The sequence below is a fragment of the Mycobacterium lacus genome (genome assembly GCF_010731535.1).
Lineage (GTDB): Bacteria > Actinomycetota > Actinomycetes > Mycobacteriales > Mycobacteriaceae > Mycobacterium > Mycobacterium lacus.
The window spans coordinates 4,480,721-4,501,690 of sequence record NZ_AP022581.1; the positions used below are offsets into that span (position 1 = coordinate 4,480,721).

The 20,970-nt window shown below is 66.2% G+C and carries 20 protein-coding genes and 2 pseudogenes; 4 read left to right on the top strand and 18 right to left on the bottom strand.

Annotated features, from left to right (window positions below; genetic code table 11):
• Positions 1-43: 43 nt before the first annotated feature.
• The 8 genes from G6N24_RS20615 to G6N24_RS20645 form a co-directional block, all read right to left on the bottom strand.
• The gene (locus G6N24_RS20615; RefSeq protein WP_085162329.1) at positions 44-1,480 is read right to left on the bottom strand and encodes an FAD-dependent oxidoreductase; all 1,437 of its coding nucleotides are present in this window, start codon (positions 1,478-1,480) and stop codon (positions 44-46) included.
• Between the two features lie 120 nt (positions 1,481-1,600).
• Positions 1,601-2,116, bottom strand: coding sequence for a nuclear transport factor 2 family protein (locus tag G6N24_RS20620; RefSeq protein WP_085162330.1), 516 nt, complete (start codon positions 2,114-2,116; stop codon positions 1,601-1,603).
• Between the two features lie 17 nt (positions 2,117-2,133).
• Entirely contained in the window at positions 2,134-2,880 is a 747-nt protein-coding gene (locus G6N24_RS20625; RefSeq protein ID WP_085162331.1) for a hypothetical protein, read from the bottom strand.
• A complete protein-coding gene (locus G6N24_RS20630; protein ID WP_085162332.1) occupies positions 2,877-3,506 on the bottom strand; it encodes a winged helix-turn-helix transcriptional regulator in 630 nt (209 codons plus the stop codon). Before G6N24_RS20630 ends, G6N24_RS20625 begins: the two co-directional genes overlap by 4 nt.
• A 456-nt stretch (positions 3,507-3,962) precedes the next feature.
• Positions 3,963-4,934: a DUF2786 domain-containing protein gene (locus G6N24_RS20635; RefSeq protein WP_232070620.1), complete on the bottom strand. Its 972-nt coding sequence runs from the start codon at positions 4,932-4,934 to the stop codon at positions 3,963-3,965.
• 25 nt (positions 4,935-4,959) lie between these two features.
• Positions 4,960-5,262, bottom strand: coding sequence for a hypothetical protein (locus G6N24_RS25045; protein WP_232070621.1), 303 nt, complete (start codon positions 5,260-5,262; stop codon positions 4,960-4,962).
• Positions 5,263-5,371: 109 nt separating this feature from the next.
• Positions 5,372-5,818 carry a PIN domain-containing protein gene (locus G6N24_RS20640; protein ID WP_232070622.1) on the bottom strand — a complete coding sequence of 149 codons (447 nt, stop codon included), beginning with the start codon at positions 5,816-5,818 and terminating at the stop codon, positions 5,372-5,374.
• Positions 5,778-6,023 (bottom strand): AbrB/MazE/SpoVT family DNA-binding domain-containing protein, encoded by a 246-nt coding sequence (locus tag G6N24_RS20645; protein WP_085162335.1) that lies wholly within the window; start codon positions 6,021-6,023, stop codon positions 5,778-5,780. Before G6N24_RS20645 ends, G6N24_RS20640 begins: the two co-directional genes overlap by 41 nt.
• Positions 6,024-6,503: 480 nt before the next feature.
• On the opposite strand from G6N24_RS20645, the pseudogene istA (G6N24_RS20655) reads away from it, so the two are divergent.
• The 4 genes and pseudogenes from istA (G6N24_RS20655) to G6N24_RS20670 all read left to right on the top strand — a co-directional run bounded on the left by istA (G6N24_RS20655) (position 6,504) and on the right by G6N24_RS20670 (position 11,428).
• A pseudogene (istA, locus tag G6N24_RS20655) lies at positions 6,504-8,057 on the top strand (IS21 family transposase).
• A gap of 72 nt (positions 8,058-8,129) precedes the next feature.
• A pseudogene (istB, locus tag G6N24_RS20660) lies at positions 8,130-8,885 on the top strand (IS21-like element helper ATPase IstB).
• A 180-nt stretch (positions 8,886-9,065) separates the two neighbouring features.
• On the top strand, positions 9,066-10,619 hold the full coding sequence (istA, locus tag G6N24_RS20665; RefSeq protein WP_085163079.1) for an IS21 family transposase: 1,554 nt from the start codon (positions 9,066-9,068) through the stop codon (positions 10,617-10,619).
• Positions 10,616-11,428 carry an ATP-binding protein gene (locus tag G6N24_RS20670; RefSeq protein WP_085163080.1) on the top strand — a complete coding sequence of 271 codons (813 nt, stop codon included), beginning with the start codon at positions 10,616-10,618 and terminating at the stop codon, positions 11,426-11,428. Before istA (G6N24_RS20665) ends, G6N24_RS20670 begins: the two co-directional genes overlap by 4 nt.
• 110 nt (positions 11,429-11,538) lie before the next feature.
• On the opposite strand, the gene G6N24_RS20675 is transcribed toward G6N24_RS20670, so the two are convergent.
• The 10 genes from G6N24_RS20675 to G6N24_RS20720 form a co-directional block, all read right to left on the bottom strand.
• On the bottom strand, positions 11,539-11,787 hold the full coding sequence (locus tag G6N24_RS20675) for a type II toxin-antitoxin system ParD family antitoxin (protein WP_085163158.1): 249 nt from the start codon (positions 11,785-11,787) through the stop codon (positions 11,539-11,541).
• 120 nt (positions 11,788-11,907) lie between these two features.
• Positions 11,908-13,299: a replicative DNA helicase gene (gene dnaB / locus G6N24_RS20680; RefSeq protein WP_085163081.1), complete on the bottom strand. Its 1,392-nt coding sequence runs from the start codon at positions 13,297-13,299 to the stop codon at positions 11,908-11,910.
• A gap of 509 nt (positions 13,300-13,808) precedes the next feature.
• On the bottom strand, positions 13,809-14,267 hold the full coding sequence (rplI, locus tag G6N24_RS20685; protein ID WP_085163082.1) for a 50S ribosomal protein L9: 459 nt from the start codon (positions 14,265-14,267) through the stop codon (positions 13,809-13,811).
• A 34-nt stretch (positions 14,268-14,301) separates the two neighbouring features.
• Positions 14,302-14,556, bottom strand: coding sequence for a 30S ribosomal protein S18 (rpsR, locus tag G6N24_RS20690; protein ID WP_085163083.1), 255 nt, complete (start codon positions 14,554-14,556; stop codon positions 14,302-14,304).
• A 41-nt stretch (positions 14,557-14,597) separates the two neighbouring features.
• Complete coding sequence (locus G6N24_RS20695) at positions 14,598-15,104, bottom strand: single-stranded DNA-binding protein (RefSeq protein WP_085163084.1); 507 nt, start codon at positions 15,102-15,104, stop codon at positions 14,598-14,600.
• Between the two features lie 161 nt (positions 15,105-15,265).
• Complete coding sequence (rpsF, locus tag G6N24_RS20700; RefSeq protein ID WP_085163085.1) at positions 15,266-15,556, bottom strand: 30S ribosomal protein S6; 291 nt, start codon at positions 15,554-15,556, stop codon at positions 15,266-15,268.
• A gap of 136 nt (positions 15,557-15,692) precedes the next feature.
• Positions 15,693-16,331, bottom strand: coding sequence for a DJ-1/PfpI family protein (locus G6N24_RS20705; protein WP_085163086.1), 639 nt, complete (start codon positions 16,329-16,331; stop codon positions 15,693-15,695).
• On the bottom strand, positions 16,325-17,977 hold the full coding sequence (locus G6N24_RS20710) for a glycosyltransferase family 87 protein (protein WP_085163087.1): 1,653 nt from the start codon (positions 17,975-17,977) through the stop codon (positions 16,325-16,327). Before G6N24_RS20710 ends, G6N24_RS20705 begins: the two co-directional genes overlap by 7 nt.
• Positions 17,974-20,442 carry a transglycosylase domain-containing protein gene (locus G6N24_RS20715; RefSeq protein ID WP_372514485.1) on the bottom strand — a complete coding sequence of 823 codons (2,469 nt, stop codon included), beginning with the start codon at positions 20,440-20,442 and terminating at the stop codon, positions 17,974-17,976. Before G6N24_RS20715 ends, G6N24_RS20710 begins: the two co-directional genes overlap by 4 nt.
• Before the next feature lie 58 nt (positions 20,443-20,500).
• On the bottom strand, positions 20,501-20,935 hold the full coding sequence (locus G6N24_RS20720; RefSeq protein WP_163745585.1) for a DUF5318 family protein: 435 nt from the start codon (positions 20,933-20,935) through the stop codon (positions 20,501-20,503).
• Positions 20,936-20,970 lie beyond the last annotated feature (35 nt).

Below are 20,970 nucleotides of genomic sequence, written 5' to 3' on the forward strand. Positions count from 1 at the left end.
GTTGCGGCGCCGCTGGTGGACGCCGGCGTCAGGATACGGACGGCTAGAAATTCAGCCCGGAGAACATGACCCGGCCGGGGTCGTACTTCTGCCGCACGGCGCTCAGCCGGGACAGGTTCGGGCCAAAGTAGCGTGAAGCCGGCTGGTTTGCCTCGAGGTAGTTCACATAGCCGCCGACCGAATTCGGTTGCACCGCTTGGTGTGCGGTGCCGAGCCAGCTGGTCGCTGCCGACGGGGAACCGGATGTTTCGACGTACCACTGCACCAGGGCGGACTGCCGACGCCACGGAAAGGCGGTGGCCCCCGCTGCCACATCGGCAAGGGCGCCGTCGAGGGCGTGCATGATTGCCAACATGCGGCCCGCGCCACGAGGAAAAGCGTCGACCGCCGAGGCGATCCCCTGAGCGACGGCGCCGTTGACGGTGGGAAAGACATCGGATCCGCCGACATATCCGAGCGGTGACGGGTTGAGGTTGTTGACGGCCAGATACCGCACCAGGTCCAGATAATTGAAGGTGTGATTCTCCGTGCCGATCGGTTGCATTCCGACGGCCGAAATGATGGCGCTCGCAACGTTGTTGCCCGATCCGACCGGGCAGGTCGCCATGATGCGACAATGCGTACCCATTGCGTCGACGGTGGCGTCCGCCAGTGCCCAGCTGCTTCGGTCGGCGCCGCGCAGCCAGTTCTGCCAACCCAGGAGGACCGGCGCGAACGACTGCGGCGGGAAGTTGAGGTTCACGACGTCGGTGTCTTTGGTGGCGAACGTGGCGAAGGTCAGCGAGGTTGTCACCCCGAAGTTGCCGCCACCGCCGCCGCGCAGCGCCCAGAGCAATTCGGGGTGGCTGGTGGCGGACGCGGTGACCGCCTCGCCGCTGGGCAGCACCACCGAGGCCGACGTCAGCGCGTCAGAGAGCAGGCCCGCGTGCCGGGAATTGGCACCCAGCCCGCCGCCCAGGGCGTGTCCCGCGGCACCGACCGTCGGGCAGGTACCCGTCGGGATACCACGGCCGGCCCCGGCTAGCGCCTCGTGGATCGCGTACAAACTGGTCGCGGGCGTGACGGTGACCTGCCCGGTGGCGGCGTCGTAGTCGATTTCCCCGGGCAGCTGACGCAGGTCGAGCACCATGGCGCCGTTCGCCGTGGACGCGCCCACGTAGGAGTGCCCGCCACCGCGCGCAGCGACCTTGAGGTTGTGGGCGGCGGCGAATGCCATCGCCTTCTGCACATCCGCCTGCGATGTCGGGGTGACGATCACCGCCGGCGTCAAGTCGTTGTAGTTGGTGTTGAAAACTTGCTTGGCCGTGGCGAATTGGGGGTCGTCGGGCCGCAACACCCGCCCCCCGACGGCGGCGGAAAGAGCGTCGAAGCCGGCGGCATTCGGATCGGCGGTGGCCCGGACCGAACCAAACACCACGCCAGCGGCCAACGCTCCGGCGGCACCGCGCAGAAACGTCTGGCGTGAGATCTCACGCGCCAACGCCGGGCTCCCGCGATTGCGTCACGCCCCGCATTGTCGCTGACGCGACCGCCACTGCCGTGTTGGCGCGTTGTGTGAGGGCCGAAACGTGCCCGAACCTTTACCCAATCTGCTTTCGGGCTAGATCAGTCTGGGCGTCAAGCGGTCGGCGGCGCGTAACACAAAGGCGACAGGTCGGGCGAAGGCTGCAACAAGCGCGCCCGGCAGGTGGCCGCGCCGTCTCGCCGCAACTCGCGGCGGCAGCGCCGCGAACAGTGTCGCGAGCCCGGCGAGCGGGCGGACGAATACCGTGAAGTCAGCGATTTGCCCTTGCGCGTTGAAGCGCACCAGATTCATGGCTTCAAGTTCCACCCCGCGGACGCGGGCACGAAACGTGAACGCGCGCGCATCACCGAGCGCGAGCGGTTCGGTGGTGCGGATGTCCTCCAGAACGGCGAAGACGTCGCGGTACAGTGCGGCGACCTCCTCCCTTCCCTCGAACCGCAGTAGCTCGGTGATCGGCGAGTGAAAGACGACGTCGGGGGCCAAGAGCTCGGCCATCGCGTCGGCATCGCCGCGTTCCCCGGCGGCGCGCACGGCGGTGATCGCCGTTGAGATCGGCGACGTGGAAGTGGCCGGGGGACCGGAGCCGCTCATTGCTACTCCTCTCTCGTTCAGCCTGCGCTCGATCGGGTCTCGATCTCGATGTGGTCGATGTCGAGCGCGACGAGGATCGGATACGGAAGGGATCGCCCGCCGGGTCCTCGGGGGCGCACCCGTCGGCGCGTGGGAAAGACGAGTCCGGAGAAGTCTCGGTGGTTGCCACAGTAGTGGGCGGCACGCGCCCAACGGCCGATGGGCTCGGCAACGTAGTCGTGTCGACGGATGAGCCCGGCAGCGTCCACGTAGAACGTCTGTCGTCGGGAGTGGGTGTGGATATCCGGTGCGAAGCCGACCTCGAGACGTCGCCACCGCTCACCTGCCTCCCGCCAGGGATCGCCTTCGGTGACCGTCACTCCCTCGCGCGTCAGAAGCATGGGCAGCGAGAGGTAGTTCCACCAGGCGTATCCGGCGAAGTACGCGGCATCGAGGGCGTCCCAGTGCAGGTTGCGACGGAGCCCGCTGAGGCCCCTGAAGGCGGCGCGGGCGTTGCGCCGGGCGCTGATCAGTTCACCATCGCGGGTTTCGATCCGCGTGTCGCCTCGATCGAACACCGCTTGCTGGTCCTGGTGCGGGAAGCCGTAAAAGACGGTGTACTGTTCTGCCAGCGCAACCCGCACACTCACGGTGGCCATCCGGTTTCCCGGCAAGCGCGAGCGCAAAAGGCCGCCGAAGCTGCCGTGCGCGGTCAGCGCGGTCACGGCCCGCCACCGGTCCAGGCCGCCATGGGCGGCGAGGACCTCGCCGAGCAGCCCGCTCATGGCTGTGCCCCGCCCAGCACCATGGTGAGGACGCGCGGGTCGCCGTGGACGGTTGCTCGGGAAAGTGCTTGGTCGACGGTGATGACACCGGCCGCGAGTCCGAGGACCTCCTCTGGCTCTGCTATCAGGACCGTGTCGGGATGCCGGTCGGGTTGGACGGTCACGTGCGGGCCGTCCGGGCCGATCCGAAGGGCCATGTGTATACCGCCGACCTCGATGCCAAACTCGGCAGGAGGGTCGGCCGTCCGTCCGCGGAGCAGCGCCGGGAGCGCGACGGCCAACCAGCGGGGCCGCAGCGCGTCGCCGCCTCGGCCACTTTCCATCAGCGGCGCGGACCAGCGAATCAGGCTCTCGATCGGTTCCCGCAGTTCAGCGCCCCACGGGGTGAGCGCATACGCGATGGCGTTGCCCTCCTTGGCCAGCCGCCGCTCGATCACGCCGGCGGTCTCGAGGCCGCGGAGGCGGTCAGCGAGCAGGTTGGTGGCCACGCCGGGGAGCCCGTCGAGCAACTCGCGAAAGCGGGTCGGTCCCATGAGCAGCTCGCGGACGATCAGCAGGTTCCAGCGGTCACCCACCACATCGAGCGCCCGGGCGAGACCACAGTACTGGGAGTAGCTTCTGCCCATTGTCACTTGAGAATATCAAGCGTGCTTGACGATGCCTAGTGCACGGGAAGCCGTTGAACGTCACCGCTTCTCGCTCGCGAGGAGGCGGGCGTCGTCGATGGGCTCGGTCCATCGGGCTTGGTCGCGGCCGTCGAAGCGCGCCCACGCCGACTCCGGCCCATCGACGAGCACGTCGCCGCTGGCGCGACCGTCGTCCCAGCTGACTTCGCCTGCGGCCCAACGGTCGAGAAAGGCCGACGTGGTACGCGCGTGAACAGGCGCAGAACCCGGGCCCCGAAACACCGGCGAAGCCGACCTGCGGCACCGCACCGGCCAGTGTTGCCGTTTCGCCGGTCGCGTCTGCGGAATACATCACCGGGCGACACGAATTATGCTGTTTTACAATGTATTTCGGATCACACGCACAGAGTTATCCGCCGTTTGGCTATTGGTGTGTGGGCCGGCTCGAAGGAGGCTTCAGCCGGCGATCGGGCGGTGAACATCAAACAGGGCCAGGTCCGCCGCTGCGCGCCCGGCAGTCCAGCCCGCCGCGTTTGACACCGATACCCGCCGGTGCACCATGCCCGGGAACAGTCGTTTCGTGAACTCATCGACCGCCCGGTTGCGGGCCGCAAGCACTGGGAGTAGTCGACTGTCTTCGACCTGGGCTGTGACCGTGGCGGTGGTTGTGTCGAGGCGCTCGCCAATTCGGCTGGCGTAAGCGATGAGGAAAGACTGGCGAAACGATCTCGTGCGGGTGTTGCCACCTCCACCGATCTGGCGGCCCGCCGCCAACATCGCCCGATTGGCTTGCACTAGCAGCGATGTGGTGAGCAGTTCGACGAGTTTGAGATCGGTTTCGGATCCGACAACGGTGACAAACCCCAGATTCTCCGTCCACACCGCGCGACAACGGTTAGCGGTGGCCACGGCTTGCACTAGCACCGCCTTGGGGCCCGCGTACGGGCTATCGATCCATAGCCGCCGCGCGGCAGCCACCGGTGCCCGCCCAAGTTCGTGGTCGGCCACGGCCTGGTGCAGCGAGTACCTACTCATCAGCTCCTGCGCCTTGGCGGAAAGCGCTTCGGCCTCTTCGGGAAACTCGGTGGCCTCGGCTTTGGCCAGCAGCGCGCGCACCCTGCCCAGGGCCTTCTGGTCGACCTCGCCTGCCTCGGAGTGGGTATGCCGGCACGCGCCCGGCAGAGGCAGCAGTGGTTCGAGGGCGGGAAGCGCCCCGAGTAACGCCAGCACCTTTAGCACAACGGTCAGCCCGGCGCGACGGCCCACGCCGCTCGCAACGGCGCAGTGCCTAAGCAGCGGCGCCATTGGGTCGGGGCCGATCACGGCTGAGATGGCCGCGAGGTCGGCGCGCCATCGCGGGTGCAGTGTCGCAACCGGGTACCGCGTGGACTCGAGAACGACCGCGGCCGCGAGGCATTCGACTGCCAACGGTGCGAGCTTGCGGCGGGCGAGCTCATGAAGATCGGACGGCAGCCAGCCCGCCTCCCACGCCGCCCGGACTGCGCCACCCATAGCCGGTGTCGGCCGCCAGATCAAGGTCTTGCGCCGAAGTAGGGAACTCGTCGAGAAGGTCGGCGGCGTGCCGTTCGGCGTCGTGCTCGGGGCACATGGCGGCACTGCACAAGGCGAAGACGAGGAGTTGCAGCGGGATCGAACCGTCGTGCGGCGTATCAAACCCGAAGCGCGCTCGGTTGTTGGCCCCGCCGCGGCGCATCTTCTGCTTGGTGGCTCGCTTCTGGCGGTTGCGTCGGCTCATGCCCGCAATACTGGCGAGAGGGTCCGACATTTCGGGTTAGGCGCGCCTGGACGCGGTGAACTAGCCTGTGTTCGGCGCTCGGCGGGTGTCCCCACCTGCGGTTCGGTTGTCAGTCCAGGAACCGGTACTCCACGTCGAGTGAGCGGTACGTGCGCTCAGCCCTACGGTCCCGGGTGAGCAGGGCGCGGTGATTCGTGACGGCGGCCTGACCAACGAGGGCGTCGTATATCGATCCCCCGACGATGTCGAGTCGTGCAAGTCGCTCGCGAAGGCGGCGCGTCCCGGTGGCGCCAAGCCAACAGTCTTCCGGAAACGCCGCGGCCAGTACCGACACCGCTTGGCCAGCACTTAGGCGCAGGGGCAACGGCAGCCGAGTCAGCACTGAATATGTCTCGAACATGGCATGGCCCGCGAGCGCAGGACGCAACTCGACCAGGGCTCGGCGACAGACCGGATGCGCTTCGTGGGTCGGATCGAGAGCGGCGACGGCAACGCTGGTGTCGCACGCCCACAGGTCACCGTTGGATGTCATCGCGCAGTCGGCGAATGTCGTCATCGGTCAGCACGGCGCCTTCGACGTTGCCGAGTATCGGTAGCCCGTCACTGGTATCGATCGAGCGTTGGTGCCGACGGACGGGCTCAATCCGGAGACCGGACCCGTCCGGAATGAGTTCGAGCTCTGTGTCCGGTGTAATTCCCAGCGCAACACGCAGGGCTTTCGGGATCACCATCCGCCCCACTCGGTCCACTGTCACATACATGGCATGAATATACCACCAGATTGGGACCACCGAACCAACTAATTGGTAAGATGGCAACGTACTGCCATCCAATTGGTCGATCCTGTTTGACCGGCGGGTTCGTTGGTTGTCTCACGGAACGCCATTTGGCTTGGTCGGCGTCGCTGGCGGGCCACTTTCACGCGAGGGCGAAGTCGAGATTCGTCGGTCTATTTGGACGGAGACCGACTGTCGGCTGCCAGGTGAATGGGACCACTTCTGAGCTGGTTTTGCCATGAGCATGGGACCACCTGTTTGCCATTGATGGGACCACCTGTCAGCGGTCACGCAATTCCCCAGGTTTGAGGGGTTGTCCGTCACGGAATTCCCCACCCTGGCTGTCAGGTAATTCCCCACCCTGGGCGGTGTGTCTGCCGGGTGTGGGCCTCGCACACATGTTCGCTCTTGATCCGTCGGAGTACGGCGGACGAAGGGGCACTGATGGCGAGGAGAGATATCGAGATGTTCGATCTGATCGAGTTGTACACGCATTGGCAGGCTGGTCGCTCACAGGTGCAGTTGTGGCAGTCGCTGGGGATGGATCGTAAGACGATCCGCAAGTATCTGGCCCCGGCGGTCGCCGAGGGCATTGGCCCAGGCGGAGAACCGCTGAGCGCCGAGCAGTGGGCGGCGCGGATCGCGCAGTGGTTTCCCGGACTGGATGATCGCGGCGCGCGGGCATCGACGTGGCCGTTGATCGACCGGCATAGCGACCGGATCAGGACTGGCTGCACGCCGATGTTACGGTCGCCACGATCGCGCAGCGGCTACGTGACGACCATCAGGTCGACGTGTCGGAGTCCTCTGTGCGGCGTTGGGTGGCAATGAATTTCGCCGATGAGGTGGCTCGTGCTCGGGTGAGCGTGCCGCGCGGCGAAGTGCCGCCGGGCAGCGAAGCGCAGATCGACTACGGCCGGTTAGGAATGTGGCTGAACCCGGCCACAGCCAAGCGAGTCGCAGTGTGGGCGTTTGTCATGGTGCTGTCGTGCTCGCGGCACCTGTTCGTTCGCCCTGTGGTCAGGATGGACCAAACCACCTGGTGCACTTGCCATGTCGAGGCATTCGAATTCTTCAATGGTATTCCGGCCCGGCTGGTGTGCGACAACCTCAAGACCGGGGTGGACAAGCCCGACCTATATGACCCGAAGATCAACCGCACCTACGCCGAGCTGGCCGCCCACTACGACTGCTTGATCGACCCGGCCCGGGCGTTCAAGCCCAAGGACAAACCTCGTGTCGAGCGGCCGATGCCGTATGTGCGGGATTCGTTCTGGCGGGGCCGCGAGTTCACCTCGCTGGCTCAGATGCAGGGCGAGGCGGCCCGGTGGAGCCGGGAGGTGGCCGGGCTACGACATTCACGGGCCCTCGACGGCGGCCAGCCGCTGCGGGTGTTCGAAGCGATCGAGGCCGATACGTTGAAACCGTTGCCGCGCCACGCGTTCGAACTCACCACCTGGTCTATCGGCACCGTGGGGGTCGATACGCACCTCAAGGTCGGCAAGGCCCTCTACAGCGTGCCATGGCGGCTGATCGGGCGGCGCCTGCACGCCCGCACCGCCGGTGACATCGTGCAGATCTTTGCCCACAACGAGGTCGTCGCCACCCATGTGCGGCGGGCCTCGGGCGCTCCACCGACTTCTCCCACTACCCGCCGGAGAAGGTCGCCTTCGCGATGAAAACCCCACCTGGTGTCGGCACACCGCCGCCCAGGTCGGCCCCGCCTGCGAAGCGGTGATCGCCGAATTCATGCGCGACAACGCGATCCACCACCTGCGCTCGGCGCAAGGAGTGCTCGGGCTGCGCGACAAGCACGGCTGTGATCGGCTCGAAGCCGCCTGCGCCTGCGCGATCGCCGTCGGCGACCCGGCGTATCGGACCATCAAGGGCATCCTGGCCGCCGGCACCGAACACGACGCCACCACCGCCGAACCGGCCACCGGCGCCGCCGCCACTACCGCGGCGTTCCTGCGTGGCCCCGACCAGTTCGCCACCGGCGACACCGGCGGAGTCGGCTGAAAGTCACCCGGGTCCCGGAATCTGACCGAATCACAACCCACATAAGCTATTTCACAAGGAGAACACGACTTCATGGGTATTTGTGACCCCGCGCTGCGCAACGCGCTGCGCACTCTGAAACTGTCGGGCATGCTTGACACCCTCGACGCCCGGCTAGCCCAGACCCGCAACGGCGACTTCGGGCACCTCGAATTCCTGCAAGCACTGTGCGAGGACGAGATCGCCCGCCGCGAATCGGCCGCCCTGACACGGCGCATCCGCCGCGCGAAGTTCGAAGAACAAGCCACCTTCGAATCCTTCGACTTCTCCGCCAACCCGAAACTGCCCGCCGCCATACTGCGCGACCTGGCCGCGCTGCGCTGGCTCGACGCCGGCGAGTCGGTCATCCTCTACGGACCCGTTGGGGTAGGCAAAACCCATGTGGCACAAGCACTCGGGCATGCTGTAGCCCGACGCGGCGGCGACGTCCGTTTCGCCAAAACCTCTCGGATGCTCGCCGACCTCGCCGGCGGGCACGCCGACCGCAGTTAGGGCCAACGCATCCGCGAATACACCAAACCGCTCGTGTTGATTCTTGATGATTTTGCGATGCGCGAGCACACGACCATGCACGCCGACGACCTCTACGAGCTAATCAACGAACGCGCGGTCAGCGGCAAGCCGCTGATCTTGACCTCCAACCGCGCCCCCAACGACTGGTACGGCCTATTCCCGAACCCGGTCGTCGCCGAATCGCTACTCGACAGGATCATCAACAGCAGCTACCAGATCCTCATGGACGGACCCAGCTACCGGCCCCGCAAACGGCCCGGACGCAGCGTCAGCTAGACAACGCCACCGCGGGCACGGTACACATACCATCGAGGCCCGCACCTGGGGAATTCCGTGACGGCAGCCCTGGGGAATTACGTGACGGTCGACAACCACCTGGCTGGCGGGTTTGCCAGTTATGGGACCACCCCGGCGTGGCGTGGGTTCTTCCGGTTGTTGGGCCGCTGTATTGGCCCAATGAGCTACCGGGAGGTGTCGGTGATCGAGATCGTGGAGATGCTGCGGCTGTGGCTGCAGGGGTTGGGGTTGCGGGAGGTGGCCCGGCTCTCGGGCACCGACCGCAAAACGGTGCGACGCTACGTCGACCGGGCCCGTGCGTGTGGGCTGGACCGCGATGGTGGAGATGGTCAGCTCACTGATGAGTTGATCGGGGCGGTGATTGCCGGGGTGCGTCCGCACCGGCCGGCCGGCAAGAGCTTGGCGTGGGAGACGATCGCTGCAGAGCATGAGCAGATCAGGGCCTGGCTCAAAGACGGATTGACGCTGACCAAGATCCACACGCTGTTGGGGCGCCGCGGTGTGGTGGTGTCCTATCGGACGCTGAATCGTTACGCCACAACCGAATTGGATTTCGGCCGCCGGCAGTGCACGGTGCCGGTGGCCGACTGCGATCCCGGCGGGGAGGTGCAGGTCGACTTCGGTCGCCTCGGGATGCTCACCGACGCCGCCGATGGCCGGCGCCGAGTCGTGCAGGGGTTGATCTTTACCGCGGTGTACTCGCGGCACATGTTCGTCTGGCCCACCTACCGCCAGACGCTGGCAGATGTGATCGCCGGGTTCGAAGCGGCGTGGGCGTTCTTCGGCGGAGTGTTCGCCGTGGTGATCCCCGACAACATGAAAGCCATCGTCACCACCGCGCACGCGACCGAGCCCCGGCTCAACGACTCCTTCCGTGAGTACGCCCAGTCGCGTGGGTTCGCGATCGACCCGGCGCGGGTCCGCAGCCCGAAGGATAAGCCGCGGGTGGAACGCATGGTGTCCTATGTGCGGTCGAATTTCTTTGCCGGAGAAGACTTCCGGGGTCTCGACGACTGCCGCAGCCGCGCCGAGCAGTGGTGTCGTGATACCGCGGGGATGCGTACCCATGGCACCACCCGGCTGCGCCCGGCCGAGGTGTTCGCCGCCGACGAACTACCCGCACTCAAGCCCGCGCCCGAGGAGGTGTTCGACGTTCCGCTCTGGACGCATCCGAAAGTGGCTCCCGACCGCCACGTGCAGGTGGCCAAGGCCCTTTACAGCGTGCCCGGGGAGCTGGTCGGCAAGCGCATCGAGGCCCGTGCTGATGCGCACTCGGTCAAGCTGTACTGGCGTGGTGAGCTGATCAAGGTGCATCCGGTCGTGGCCCCGGGCCGCCGCCACACTGATCCGGCTGATCTTCCCTCGGAGGTGTCGGTCTATGCCATGCGGGATCTCAATGCCCTGCAGCGCAAAGCGGCCGCCCACGGCACCCATGTCGGCGTCTACGCCGCCGCCGTGTTGGAGCACCCGCTGCCGTGGACCAAGATGCGTCAGGTCTACCGGCTGCTGGGGCTGGTGCGCCGCCACGGCGCCGCGCAAGTCGACGACGCGTGCCGCCGCGCCTTGGACGCCGAGGTGATCGACGTCGGGCTCATCGAGCGGATCCTGGCCCGCGGCGGCGGTGAACAACTGCCCCTGATACCCAAACCGCCCGGGGCGGCGTCGCGGTTCGTCCGCGACGGCTCGGATTTCGCGGTGCGCAGGCCCTCATGAGCCCGCAACGTCCCGATGCCGCACCGGCGGTCAAACCGATCGAGGTCTCCGCTGAACTCAAAGCCCTGATGCGCCGCCTCAAGCTCGGCCAATTGCTCGACACCCTGCCCGAGCGGTTGGCGTTGGCCCGCACCAACCGGCTGCCCCATCACGACTTTCTGGAGTTGTTGTTCGCCGATGAGGTCACCCGTCGTGACCGCGAATCGGCGGCCCGTCGCGCCAAGGCCGCCCATCTGGACCCGGCGATGCAGCTGCAGGCCTGGGACGACTCCGCTGCCGTGGCGTTCGATCAACAGTTGTGGGCCGAGCTGACCTCACTGCGATTCCTCGCCGATGCCTACAACGTGCTCGTCATGGGACCAGTCGGAGTCGGAAAGACGTTCCTGGCCAACGCCTTAGGGCACATCGCCGTACGCAAACATCACAGCGTGCACACCGAACGGGCCGACAAACTGTTCAAACGCCTACGCGGGGCACGCCTGGACGGCAGCTACGAAGACGAGATGCGCAAACTGCACCGCGTCGAACTACTGATCATCGACGACCTCGCGCTGCACCGCCTAGAGGCCACCGAGACCACCGACTTCTACGAGATAATCGTCGAACGCCACCGCGCCGCATCGACCATCATCACCAGCAACCGAGAACCACCCGAGATCCTGACCATGATGGCCGACCCACTGCTGGCCCAATCTGCGATGGACCGACTGCAATCAGCAGCCTACGAACTCGTCGTCGAAGGCGAGTCCTACCGGCAACGCCAAAAACCAAGGACACGAAAGCCGGCCCCTCCGACTCCGTCGGATTGACCGGCAACCACCCCTTCGGCCACTATCAACGCACGGCCTACAACCCGAACAACCCGGTCCCATGCTCATGGCAAACCAGAGGTCCCATCACCCTGGCAGGCGACAACCGACTACCGTCGGCCAGGTTCCTCTCGCTTGCGCGCGACGAACTCATCGAAGTCGAATGGAGTCGCTTCGCCACTACGTTCACCAGCAATGAGTTCCTGGCGCAACGCGCGCAAGCGGGTCTCGCGGTCCTCAAGCAACCGCAGAGCAGTACGCACGACATCGCTGGCCGAGCGATAACGGCCCGACGCGACCTCCTCCTCGATAAGCGCGCTGAAATGTTCATCGAGGCTAAACGACGTATTCTTACCCATACACCAGAAGTACCAACTATTGGTACCTTTCATGCTGGACACGAACATGGCGGAACCGCCATCGCTCCGCCATCATTCCGAGATTCCACCACGACCCGTGAGGCCCTACAGCTGAGGGCGTCATCTCGCCATGTCTTTGAAGCGGGAATAGTGCAGTTGGTGTGCAACGGTGACCGTCTTCGTCGGTCCGTTGCGGTGTTTGGCAACAATGAAATCCGCCTCCCCGCTGCGGGGATCAGCGCCTTGGTCATCAGGCCGCCCGAACGCGTCTGGCCGGTGCAGCAAGATCACAACATCGCTATCCTGCTCCAGGCTCCCGCTCTCGCGAAGGTCGGCCAGCATCGGCCGCTTGTCCGTGCGCTGCTCCGGGCCGCGGTTGAGCTGGCTCAGCGCAACTACCGGAACCTCGAGTTCCTTGGCTAAAAGCTTGAGGTGTCTTGAGAATTCGGAAACTTCCACCTGCCGCGACTCGTGCTTCTTACCCGAGGTCATCAGCTGCAGGTAGTCGACCACGATCAGCTTGAGGTTGGCCTTTTGCCGCAGCCTGCGGGCCTTGGCGCGGATCTCCATTATGGTGAGGTTCGGCGAATCGTCGATATAGAGTGGTGCCTCGCTGATTTCGCTCATCCGCCGCGCCAGCCGGGTCCAGTCATCGTCGCTCATCCGACCCGAACGCATATCGGAGAGCTTGATTTTCGCCTCCGCCGACAGCAGCCGCATGACGATCTCGGACTTGCTCATCTCCAAGGAAAAGATGACGCTCGCGTGCCGATGCTTGATCGAACACGACCGCATAAAGTCCAGTCCCAGGGTGGACTTGCCCATACCCGGCCGGGCGGCGACGATGATCATCTGCCCCGGATGCAGGCCGTTCGTCAATTCGTCGAGGTCAGCGAAGCCGGTCGGCACGCCGCGCGCCAGGCCGCCGCTGGAGGCGATGGCGTCGATCTCGTCCATCGTTGGCTGCAGCAGATCCTCAAGCGCCACAAAGTCTTCCGACAGCCGTCGGTCGGCGACATCGTAGATCTCCGCCTGAGCACGGTCGACCACCTCGGCGACATCGGCGCCCTCCGCGCCGGCATAGCCGTACTGCACCACCCGCGTGCCGGCTTCCACCAGCCGACGCAGCAAGGCCTTCTCCGCGACGATCCCGGCGTAGTACCCCGCGTTGGCGGCCGTCGGCACCGTCGAGATCAGGGTATGTAGGTACGGCGCCCCGCCGATCCGGCGCAACAGGCCGCGGCGGTCCAGTTCGGCGGCGACGGTCACGGCGTCGGCCGGCTCCCCGCGCCCATACAGGTCCAGGATCGCGTCGTAGACGTTCTGGTGCGCCGGGCGATAGAAGTCACCGGGGCGCAGTCGCTCCAGCACGTCGGCGATGGCATCCTTGCTCAGCAGCATCCCGCCCAGCACCGACTGCTCGGCGGCGAGATCCTGCGGTGGCTGACGGCCGAAATCTTCGCTCGGCGGCGAGGAATCCATACCGGGCGCGAGGTCATCGACGACCGCCACGGGCCCTCACCTCCTCTGACATAAGCAGCCGAACATACATTCGATAGCCGATATTCAGAGCGTAAGCCGAAGCACCGACACCCCGCTCCAATGCGCCGCATTGCCTCGCGCCGGGACGACCGTAAGCGTTGCTGGCGGGTACTCCAAGGGGCTGTTGTTCATAAGGGTGTGCATCGTGTGTGCATATCCGTCAGCGCCTGTGTTGAGGGGGGTGTGGAGAACCTGTGGATTAGTGCGCGGCGTGACAACATCGGCGCAGATAGCCGCCGCCGAACACGACATATCTTGTGTGGACAATAATCTCTTCGGCGTGTCGTGCGAGGTTACTACGCCGGGCGTGTTGCCTTTCGGTCAGATTTTCGCGGCGTTAAGAGCCGGTAACGGCGCGCGCCCGCAAACGCCCTCGGAACAGTTCGCCAGGACGGCCGCCCGCGCACAGCACCGTCAAAGCAGCGTCAACCCCGGCGACGACCGACCACGGCCGCCACCGGGCGGGGCAACAACTGCCGTTAGCTCTCCGCGACGACCTCGAGCGAGACCTCGACATCGATTTCCGGATGCAGGTGCACCGACACCGGGTGCTTGCCCACGGCCTTGATATGCGCCTTGGGTAGCCGCACGCTGCGTTTGTCGAGGTTCGGCCCGCCGGCCTTCTTGATGGCCGCGACCACATCGCCGGCCGTCACCGAGCCGAACAGCTTGCCCGAATCGGCCGCGGTCTTCACCGGCAACGACACGGGGCCCAGCGCCTCGATCGCCGCCTTGATTTCGTTGGCGTGCTCGAGGTCGCGCACCATCTTGGATTCGCGAGCCCGGCGGATTTCGTCGGCCTGCCGCTGCGCGCCGCGCGAGGCGACGATCGCCAGCCCCCGCGGCAGCAGGAAGTTGCGCCCGTATCCGTCCTTGACCTCGACAGTGTCGCCGATCGACCCCAGGTGGTCGACATCCGCCGTCAGAATCAGCTTCATCGTTGTTCGTACTTTCCGTCGAGCCTTTCGGCGGTCATCGCGCCGAAGAGGTGAAGGGCAGCAGCGCCACTTCGCGCGCATTCTTCACCGCAAGCGCAATGTCCCGCTGATGCTGCACGCAGTTGCCGGTGACGCGACGTGCGCGGATCTTGCCGCGCTCGCTGATGTAGGTGCGCAGCAGCGCGGTGTCCTTGTAGTCGATCGGCTGATCCTTCTTTGCGCAGAAGACGCATTTACGCGCCTTCACCGGCTTTTCCGGAGCCGGTCGCCGCTTGCTGGACTTGGCCATGGTGTCTTTCTTCCGTTTCTCGTGCGTCGAACTGATATGGGTCAGAAGGGCGGTTCGTCGTCACCGCCGCCGAACGAGCCCGACGCCGGGGCGCTTCCCCACGGGTCGTCACCCGATCCGCTGCTCGCCGGGGGCCCTTGACGGGATCCGCCGCCGAAGCCACCGCCACCGGCGCCGCCGCTGCGGCTGGCCTTATTGACCTTGGCGGTGGCATACCGAAGCGAGGGCCCAATCTCGTCGACCTCGACCTCGACGACGGTGCGTTTCTCGCCTTCGCGGGTTTCGAAGGAACGCTGCTTGAGACGCCCGGTGACGATCACCCGCGCTCCCCGGGTGAGGCTCTCGGCCACGTTCTCGGCGGCCTCCCGCCAGATGTTGCACCGCAGGAACAGCGCTTCGCCGTCCTTCCATTCCCCGGTCTGGCGGTCGTAGATCCGGGGCGTCGACGCCACGGTGAAATTGGCCACGGCAGCCCCCGACGGAGTGAACCGAAGTTCGGGGTCGGCGGTCAGGTTTCCGACGACGGTGATGGTGGTGTCACCAGCCATAATTTCCTCCTGGGTCCGCCTGGTGGGCTTTCATGGGCGTCTTTTCTTCGAGCCGTTCAATGAGCGTGTGCACGAGCCTATGCAACAGCGCCGACAGCGGACAGTCAGTGCTTGATTGCCCAGCTTGCCCCCGCCCGCTCCGCGGCCGCATCGTCGCCGGGCTAATGCTTGTCGGTGCGCATCACCTTGGTGCGCAACACCGATTCGTTCAGGCTGAGCTGACGGTCGAGCTCGGCTACCGTCGCCGGCTCGGCTTTCAGGTCGATGACGGCGTAGATGCCCTCGTCATGCTTGGCGATCTCGTAAGCCAAGCGGCGACGGCCCCAGATATCGACCTTCTCGACCGTTCCGCCATCTTTGCGGACGACGTTCAGGAAAGTCTCCAAGGACGGGGCGACGGTGCGTTCGTCGAGGGTGGGGTCAAGGATGACCATGATTTCGTATGGACGCATGGGAACCTCATCACCTCCTCTGGTCTGTGCGGCCACGATCGATCCGTGGCAGGAGGGTCGCCTGCGCCGGCAACCGCCCCAGGCTACCGGATGCGGGCCCGGCCCGAAAACCCGGGCAAATCCGGTCAATCAGGCGTCACTTCCTGCGTTGCAGGAATTCGTCGGCCCTGGCCTGCGTCGCCGGATCGGCCTTGGCCAGCGCGCCCGAGTCGAACGGCGGCCGTGGATCGTATTCGATGAGCAGCTGAGCGGCCTGCGCCGCCTCCCGATCGACGAGCAACTCCACCAGCCGCAACGCCATGTCGATGCCGCTCGACACCCCCGCCGCGGTGATGATTCGCTGCGGAAGGTGCTCCACGACGCGATCGGGCACATACCGCGCACCCAACTCGTCGAGCAACTCGGCGGCCCGCCAATGGGTGGTCGCGGTGAGCCCATCGAGCAGGCCCGCCGCGGCAAGCAACAGTGCGCCGGTGCACACCGAGGTGGTGAACCTGGTGTGCGGATGTACCGATTGCAGCCAGCCGCGGATCACGTCATCGTGGATCAGCGTGCGGGTTCCGATGCCGCCGGGCACGACCACCACGTCGGGTGCGTCGACTTCGTCGAATGCGGCATCACAGGTGACGCCGAGCATGCCGTTTTCGGTGCGCACTTCGCCGCGTTGGTGCCCAACGAACACCACGTCGAGCGACGGAATACGCTGCAGCACCTCGTAGGGCCCGACGGCATCGAGCGCGGTGAACCGCGGGAACAGCGGGATGACGATCAGCATAAGGCGTCCCGGGTATGCGAGCCGGCATCGGACGCTGCCGCCGGCACGACCGACCGGCCCGCCGGGGCGGGGCGCAACCAGCCCGGCAGCCAGCCGGGCGGGGCATCGGGTGCCCGGTCGTAGACGCCGCCGGCCGGATCGTCCACTCGGCCCCGCAAGCGCACCAAATCCTCGTCGGGCCGGTAGATCTGCCGGATCACCACCGCACACAGCGCCATAACCGCGATGTCACGCAGCAGGACCGTCGCGGTGAACCATTGCTCCGGCAGCGAGCGGTTCGGGTTGCCGTACAGGTAGTACATCCGCGGCACCCACACCAGCGCGTCGATCGTCATCCACGCCAGCAGTGCCCGGCGATGAGGAACCGCCAGCACCGCCAGCGGGACCAGCCACAGCGAGAATTGGGGGCTCCACACCTTGCTGGTCAACAGGAAGGCCGCCACCGCCAAGAACGCCAGCTGCGCCACCCGTGGCCGCTGCGGTGCGGTGAATGCGATATAAGCGATTGCCGCACAGCACAATCCGAACAACACTGTGACGACCGTGTTCAACACCATCGGCGGCTCCCAGAAGCCCAGGGACGGGTCGAAGCCGCGCCAGCCGGTGAACGATTTCACCACGTTGTACAGCGAGTCCATGTCGTCCCCACGCCGGGTGTTGAGCCGGAAAAACTCCGACCATCCCCGCGGAAAGAGCACCAACACAGGCAGATTCACCAACAGCCAGGCCAGGCCCGCGGTCAGCGCGGTGCGGGCCAGGCTCCCCAGGCGCCCCACCCGAATTCCCAGGACCAGCCAAGGACCGAGAAACAACAGCGGATACAGCTTGGCCGCCGCACCCAGCCCGATCAACACACCGGCAAGCACCGGCCTGCGCCGCGCCCATGCCAGCAGCCCGCTGATCGCGAAAGCCGTTGCCAACGCGTCGAAATTGGTGAATATCTGAAAGATCACCAGCGGAGAGGCGGCGACCAGCGCGGCGTCCCAAACCCGTCGGCCCGCCAGGCCCGCCGTCGCCCAGATGGTTCCCAACCAAGCCAGCGCAAGCCCGAACGCGGCGACGTTGAAGAACATCACCACCTCGGCAACCACCGGAACGGCGCCGAGCTTGCTCAGCGCCGTGTAGGTCTTGGCGATCGCCATGGACACGTACTGATACACCCCGGTCAACACCGGATACTCCATGTAGCGCACCGCGGGCTGTCCGTCATAGCGGGTTTGCGGTGCGCCGCTGGCGTCGGTCTCGATCCAGCTCGACTTGTAGGGAAACTTGCCTTGGCTCAACAATTCCGCGCCGTAGAGCGGCACCGTATCGGAGTAGCACAACTCGTAGTAGGCGCGTTGGTTTTCCCAGTTGGCCACCCGCTTGTCACCCGGGCCGGTGCCGGTGCTCTGCAGGCAGGCCGCCTTCGTCGACCAGCCGAGCGCCAGGAATACCAGCGCGATCACGAACATGACCCGCAGCGGGGTCATCAGCCCGGTCCGGCCGATCAGCGCGTGCCGGCCCACCGGCCCACCGACCACATTCGCCAGGGCGGCACCCAAAACGTCGTTGCGACTGGGGCAATCGCGGTTGTCGGCGCTGCGCAGATCGGCGGCCAGCGGCCGCGGTGAAACTGTCGCGCGCGCTATCCCGGCGCCGGTCACGGCGGCGGCGTGGGAGCGTCGGTGGGCGTGGCGGACGGCCCCGGCGGCGGTGGCGCCAGGGTGATGGTGGTGGGCGGGCCGACGGGAATGGTGATCCCCGGCGCGATTTCGACCGTGGGCTGGATGACGGTTTCCGACGGCGGGGGCGGCGCCGGCGGGGGCGGCGGTGCGGCGGGCACGCCCGCGTACCCGCCGATTTCTGTAGGCTTCGGGAAGGTCTCGTCCTGGGTGCCCTTCAACGCACCATCCATGGTCGCCTTCCAGATGTCCGATGGCAGACCGGACCCGTAAATCGCTGCGCCCGAGGCGGTTTCCAGCGGCTCGTCGCCCCTGACGGTGCCCACCCACACAGCCGTCGACAGCGACGGCGTGTACCCGACCATCCAGGCGTCCTTGTTCGAGGTGGTGTCGCCCAACTGGGTGGTGCCGGTCTTGGCCGCCGACTGCCGCCCGCCGGCCAGGCTGTGGCCACGCGAATAGCCGGCGATCGGCTGCATGGCAGCGGTGACGTTGTCGGCGACGGCCTTGGGGATGCGCTGGTCACCGGCGTTGGCCGCGGCGCCGGCGTCGAAGAGTACCTGCCCTTCGGCGTTGACGACCTTCTGGACGAAGTGCGGCCGGTGATAGATGCCGGACGCGGCCAGCGTCGCGTACGCCGACGCCATGTCGATCACTCGGGTTTGGTACTGGCCCAACACGATCCCGTTGTTGGGCGGTCCGCCCTTGCCGTCCTCGGAAAGCGTGTGCGCGACACCGGGAAAGCTTTCCGCAACGCCGGCCTGATGCGCGGCGTCCGCGACGGCCTGCGGCCCACCCTTGAGCTTGAGCATCAGCCGGTAATAGGAGGTGTTCAGCGACATCTTGAGCGCCTCGGCGAGGTTGCAGGTGCCGCAGCTTTCGCCCTCGACGTTGGTGATCTTGATGCCGTCGACCGTGAGCGGTGAGCTGTCCACCTGGTAGCCCAGGCCGATCCCCTGCTCGAGCGCGGCAACGAGGGCAAACACCTTGAACGACGATCCGGTTTGCAGCCCGGCCTGGGCGAAATCGAAGCCCTGGGCATTCGATCCGCCGTAATAGGCCTTCACCGCTCCGTTGTGCGGGTCGATCGAAACCACCGCCGCGCGCATGTCGGGGTCTTGTCCGTCAAGATATTTCGCCACCGCCTTCTCCGCCGCCTGCTGAGCCTGCGGATCGATGGTGGTGGTGACCTGCAGCCCCTGCGTGTTCAGGGTCCGCTCGTCGATGTTGAACAGCTCCAGCAGTTCCTTGGTGACCTGCCGCTCGATCAGCCCGTTGGGGCCGCTGGTCTGGTTCTGCGCGCGAGCCTGATCCGGCGGCACGGTCTTCGGAAACTCTTGTGCCGCACGGTCGGCCGGAGACAGCGCCTTGGTTTCCACCATGCCGTCGAGCACCCAATTCCAGCGCGCTACGGCGCCTTCCGGATCGACGGCCGGATCCAGCGTGGACGGCCGCCGGATCAACGCGGCCAGCAGTGCCCCTTCGGACACGGTGAGCTGTTCGACGGGCTTGTCGAAATACGCCTTGGACGCCGCCGAAATCCCGTAGGCGCCCCGTCCGAAGTAGATGATGTTCAGATAGGCCTGTAGCACATCGTCTTTGGACCACTCCCCCGCCATCTTCGTCGCGATGACCAATTCCTTGGCCTTGCGCATCAGGCCGCTCCACCCGTGTTGGGCGGAACCAACCAGTGCGTTCTTGACGTACTGCTGGGTGATCGTCGAACCACCCTGCAAGTCGCCACCGCCGAACAGATTGTTGTTCACCGCCCGCGCGAAGCCGCTGAACGAGAACCCCGGGTTGGTGTAGAACCCACGGTCCTCGGCGGCGATCACCGCCTGGCGCACATAAACCGGCACTTGGTTGAGGTTGACGTCGATCCGATTGCCTTCGGGTGGAACAATTTTGGCGATCTCGGAGCCGTCGCTGGCCAGGATCGTCGAGACCTGGTTGGTGCGGATGTCGCCCGGCCTGGGGACATCGACGATGAAGTAGGCCATCGTGAAGGTGACGATCGGCAGCAGCACCACCATCGCCATGGTGAGGTACAGCGCGCGTCGCACCCATTTCCAGTTCACCTGCCGGGCCCAGCGCCAATTCGGCCTGGGCCCGAGTGCCCCGCCCGCGCGCGGCCCAGAGGGGTCCGCAGGAGGAGGTCCGCCGGGTGGGCGCCGTCCGCCGCCCGGCCGCTCACGCCGCGGGGCAGGCGGGCTGTCCAGCGTGGCCCTGCCGTGCTCGAGCGGGTCGCGCTGTGGCGGCGCCGACGCGGGAGCAGCGGGAGCGTCTAGGGCGGCCTTGACCGCCTCGATGGGGTCCGCGTGCGGTAGCGACCGGTCGTCGGTGACGGGCGGGATGATCGCGGTTAGTCGGTCGTCGGGAGGAACGTGACGACGCTGGCCCGGCGCCGGTCGTTCGCCGCCGTCGTCGGCGCCGGAATGCCTGCCCACATCTTCAGTGGCCGACCCGTCCGAGGCGTCACTGAACGACTGGTGGTGGCGCCCTTCGTTATTCACTGGCCGTGCGGGCGCCGTTGCGCGCCGTCCGCGTCTCGCCGGACCCCCTAGGGGGGTTCGCTGGACGTGCCGCGCCGAGGACATACGACTTGACCAGGTGGTTCCAGCTGCAGGTTCGGCACACCTCCACCACGTGGACGGCGAATTCCGGGAACCGGGCCGCCAGCATGATCAGCTCTTCGGCGGTGCGCGCCGATCCGGAAACCGCACCCAGGTGCTCGCCGAAGACCCACGACACCAACGTGAGCTGCTCCTTGCGGCAGATCGGGCAGATCGCCTGGCTTTGTTTCCCGTGAAACTTGGCGGCGCGCAGCAGATAGGGATTGGCGTCACACACCTCGGACACCCCGGTGCGTCCCGAGTACACCTCGGCCAGCAGTGAGCGCCGCCGAAGGGCGTAATCCACCACCTGTCGCTGCAGTCGCACGGTGACCAGAGTACGACGCCCACCCCACCACCGAC